Raw genomic sequence first — 2,760 nt, forward strand, 5'->3', positions numbered from 1 at the left:
CGACCTGCGGGACGAGTTCGAGGAGTTCCCCACGGAGGAGGACCAGCACGACTGGCTGGACCCGACCTGCTCGGAGGTCCTCAAGGACTACACCGGCGGCCGGGACGCGGCCGAGCTGCTCCCACCACCCTCGAGTGGGTAAGGCCCCCCACAGAACATGGGGTTGATAGGCCAGACATGGACGCACAGCAATGTGTTCTCGAGTGGACTGGTACTAATCGGCCGAGGGCTTGACCACAAAAATGCTACGCACCCACTCTGCAACTCTGAAACACCACCCCCTCGACACGCCCGCGCGGGGACTGTTTCACGGGGTTGTTCGGTGGTCACAGCGGTAGGGGACACGCCCGGTCCCATTCCGAACCCGGAAGCTAAGCCCACCAGCGCCGATGGTACTGCACCCGCACGGGTGTGGGAGAGTAGGACACCGCCGAACACACAACTGAGGAAAAGGCCGGAGCGTTGCACACGCTCCGGCCTTTTCTTTTGGTACGAATCCGCCTCGTGTCCTGCGTTCCGCGGTCGCCGTTCATGGATGTCCGAATCACGGTGGCGTCGGGAGGAGAGCCCGGTCGGTCGCGGGGCCCGGGACGTCCGGAGGCTCCGCGGCCGACCGGGATCAGCGGGTGCGGGTTCCGCCGAGGAGGGCGGCGCAGACCGCGCCGGCGAGGCATACGACCCCGGTGATCGCGAAGATCTCCGTGTACTGGGTGACCATGGCGTCGCGGAGCGCGGCGGTGTAGTCGTCCATCGCGCTGCGGAACTCCGCCTCGGAGTCGAACAGGACGCGCAGGGGCACGTCCAGCGTCGCGGTGAGGCTGTGGAACCGGTGCAGGCCCCACGCGGACAGGGCGGCGATCCCGACCAGCATCCCCGTCATCCGGGCCACGACCACGCCGGCCGAGGCGATGCCGTGTTGTTCGGGTGGGGTGAGCCGGAGCACGACCGCGGAGATCGGGGCGATGACCAGACCGAGCCCGAGGCCGACGAGCGCCAGGTCGACATCCGCCTTGGGCAGCGGCACCGGACCCGGCCGGTATGCCGCGGACAGGACGTCCGCGGTCCATGTCGACATGAGCCCGAAGCCCCCGGCAGCCAGCAGCAGCCCGCAGACGGAGACGCCGCGTTCGCCGAACCGGGAGGCCAGTGCGCCGCCGAGCAGTGCGCCGATCGGCAGTGCGACGAGGAAGCGCAACAACAGCAGGACGGCGCCGTGGTCGTCGTAGCCGAGCAGGGTCTGGGCGAACAGGTCGACGTCGACGAGCGTGACCATCAGCGCCGCGCCCGCGGCGAGGCTCGCACCCAGAGCCGCCAGGAACGGCCGCATCCGCACCCGCGTGGTGTCGATCAGCGGGAGGCGGGCGCGGGACTGGTGGACGACGAAGAGCGTCCCCGTGATCGCGGCGCCCACGAGTGCCGGCACACCCCAGTCCGGTAGGACCTGCTCGGCCGGGTCCGGGTTGTACAGCCCCACCACCGCGAGCCCGAGCGTCACCGCGAGCAGGGCCCCGCCCCGCAGGTCCACCGGGGAGGTCCCGGTCTCCGCACGCCGGGCGGGCACGGACAGGTGCACCGCGAGCATGGCGAGCAACGCCAGCGGGATGTTCACCCAGAACACTCCGCGCCAGCCGGCGACGGCGGCGAGCGCGATGCCGTAGACGGGGCCGAGGACGCTGCCGAGTTCCTGGGCGGCCCCGACGGCGCCGAGTACGGCGGCGCGCCGGTGCTCGGCCCAGAGGTCGGCGGCCAGGGCCATCGTGACGGGGAGCAGCGCACCCCCGGCCACGCCCAACACGACCCGGCCCGCGACGAGCACGGGCACGGACGGTGCCCCCGCGGTGACCGCCGAGCCGAGCACGAGGCCGCCGAGGCAGATCTGGAGCAGTCTTCTGCGCCCGAACCGGTCGGAGGCCTGCCCGAGCACCGGCATCGCGGCGACGTAGCCGAGCAGGTATCCGGTCACCACCGGGGTGAGCCGTTCCAGCCGGTTCACCGGGATCTGCAGGTCCTGCATGATCTGCCGGAACAGGCCGACGACGACGTAGGTGTCGAGCGCGCCCAGCAGCACGGCCAGCCCGCCCGCACCGATCGCCACCGAACGGCCGCCGCGCGTGGTCAGTGTGCCGGTCATGCGGGCGCTTCCACGGTCACCGGTTCGTTCACCTCGGACAGTGTGATGTCGACGGTGGCGCCGCCGTCGAACTCGGCCGAGGCCCGCACGGGGAGCCGGCTGTCGTCGCTGCGCACCCAGAAGGTCACGTCGGCACCGGAGTCGACACCGGGCAACAGCCCGGACAGGGTCTCCGGGGGCAGTGTGCCGCCGAGTTCGTACGCCGGGGTGCCCGCGACCTCCTCCGCCGCCAGTGTCCGCGGTCGGCGTAGATCGGTCAGCAGGCCGGCGATCCCGCCCTCGGGGTCGAGGATGGCGGACGGGTCGTACACGGAGGAGGCGAACGCGGCCGGGATCTCCTGGTGGTCCCCGGTGGGGCCCTTCAGGTACAGCGTGTCGGCGGTGAGCACGAACTCGACCTCGACGAGCTGACCGGCCTGTTCCAGCGTGCCCGTGCCCACCGCCTCGCCCTCCCCGGTGAGGTCCCCCTCGATGCTGCGCACGGGGACGCCCGGCAGGGAACCCGCCACGTCGAGCGTCACGTGGGCGCTCTCGATGCCCCGGGCCGCTTCCGCGGCCTCGTCGACGAGGGCGGGGGCGGCGGGCAGATCCTCGGCCGGGGCCTGGTCGTCGGACGAGCACGCCGTCGT

General features: G+C 71.7%; 2 protein-coding genes, 1 rRNA gene and 1 other annotated feature. Of the genes, 1 reads left to right on the top strand and 2 read right to left on the bottom strand.

Annotated elements, in window-relative coordinates:
• Positions 1-139 precede the first annotated feature (139 nt).
• Positions 140-226 (top strand) — a sequence feature (23S ribosomal RNA rRNA prediction is too short).
• Positions 227-318: 92 nt separating this feature from the next.
• Positions 319-436, top strand: a 5S ribosomal RNA gene (gene rrf, locus SACHA_RS0113595).
• A gap of 183 nt (positions 437-619) precedes the next feature.
• Here the strand turns inward: rrf and SACHA_RS0113600 are convergent.
• Positions 620-2,131, bottom strand: coding sequence for an MFS transporter (locus SACHA_RS0113600; protein ID WP_019810679.1), 1,512 nt, complete (start codon positions 2,129-2,131; stop codon positions 620-622).
• On the bottom strand, positions 2,128-2,760 hold a 633-nt coding region (locus SACHA_RS0113605; RefSeq protein ID WP_019810681.1), incomplete at its 5' end, for an LppX_LprAFG lipoprotein. The genes SACHA_RS0113600 and SACHA_RS0113605, both read right to left, overlap by 4 nt.

Origin of the sequence: Saccharomonospora halophila 8, from assembly GCF_000383775.1 — a bacterium.
GTDB lineage: Bacteria > Actinomycetota > Actinomycetes > Mycobacteriales > Pseudonocardiaceae > Saccharomonospora > Saccharomonospora halophila.

Bases quoted from the DNA above. Each gene is read 5' to 3' on its own strand.
- SACHA_RS0113600 (WP_019810679.1), bottom strand. From the start codon at position 2,131: ATGACCGGCACACTGACCACGCGCGGCGGCCGTTCGGTGGCGATCGGT.